The organism is Pseudomonas kitaguniensis (assembly GCF_009296165.1).
Taxonomy (GTDB): Bacteria; Pseudomonadota; Gammaproteobacteria; order Pseudomonadales; family Pseudomonadaceae; genus Aquipseudomonas; species Aquipseudomonas kitaguniensis.
In genome coordinates, this window is the sequence record NZ_VUAZ01000224.1 from 1 (window position 1) to 1390 (window position 1390).

Sequence of the window (1390 nt, forward strand, 5' to 3'; positions counted from 1 at the left end):
ATGTCCAGGCGAGCGACCTGGCCGTAGGCGCGGTAATGCGCGGACCAGACAATTTCTCCGTCAGGCGCGGTGAGTTCTTGCGGTGTGCCGAGGTGGTCGAGTTGGTAGTGGAAGGCTTTGGTTTCACTCGGACCAAAGCCTTCCAGCAGCGCCAACGGCCGAAAACTGTCCGGCTCGTAGAGGTAACTGCGATGCCGATCAGCGTGATGCTCGGCAATCAGCTTGTCGCCTTGCCAAAAAACTCTGTGGTCTTTTCGTCCACGGTTTTGCTGATGCGCCGCCCAAACGGGTCGTAGCGGTAGCGGGCGGTTTGCCCGTTGGGTTGGGTAATGCCAGTCAGCCGGTGCTGGCAGTCGTAGCGGTATTCGGTGACGAGTTGATGGCCTTTACCGCGCCGTTCGCGGATCAGGTTGCCGAAGGCGTCGTAGTCGTAATGATGGTCGCCCTGGATCATCAGGCGGTTGCCGGCAACGATGTCGGGGCCGGGGCGGTCTTGCATCAGCAGGTTGCCGGCCGGGTCGTGACCGAAACGTTCTTTTACGTCTTGTGAGTGATTGGCGTGGGTCAGGCGGGCGAGGGGATCGTAGTGATAGTCGTGTTGGCCCTTGCGGGTGTCGAGGATGCGGCTGAGGTTGCCGCTGTTGTCGTAGTCGTATTGGCGCTGGTAGAGGGTGTGTTCCTGTTGGCTGACCGCGTGGGCGTGCAGGCGGTTTTGCTCGTCGTAGTGGTAGTGGCTGAGCAGTTGGCCTTGCTGGCGTTGGCGTTCGCGGCCAGCACTGAACAGGTGCGAGGTCAACAGCCCGCTGTTTAATTCGACAGTGGCAAGGTGACCGCCCTTGTCGTGATTGAACACCAGGCGGTTGTTGTCCGGCAGGCGCAGGTGTTGCAACTGACCGCACGCATCGTAGCCGTAGCGCAGAGTGCCCCAGCCTTGGTGCTCGGCGGTGAGGCGGTTTTGCGTGTCGTATTCGTAGGCCAGCGCCCAGTGGTTGTCGTCGACACTGAGGAGATTGCCCTGACGGTCGTAGGCGTAATCAACAACGCTGCTGTCGGGCAGGGTTTTTCGTACAAGTCGTCCGGCGTGGTCGCGTTCGTAACGGGTGATTAGCTGACTGCTATCGTCGCCATGCTCGGTCTTTTCCAGCAGGTTGCCGTTGAGGTCATACACGTAAGCCGTGCGCTGGCCGTCAAAGCCGGTTTCCTGTTGGATCAGCCCGTTAGGGTGGTATTGCAACCCATAAACTTCGCCGACTTCGTTTTCAATGTCTGTCAGCAACAACCGCACGTTGTCGTAGCGATATTTGACTTGGGTGCCGTCGGCGTTAATGCGGCGGCTGATCAGGTGCAGGCCGTCGCCGTATTCGTAGCGGGTAACGTGGCCCAGCTCATC

Annotated in this window: 1 pseudogene; it reads right to left on the bottom strand. The window is 59.7% G+C overall.

Features of this window, described 5'->3' with window-relative positions:
• A pseudogene (locus F0169_RS26815) lies at positions 1-1390 on the bottom strand (RHS domain-containing protein); the annotation flags it as partial.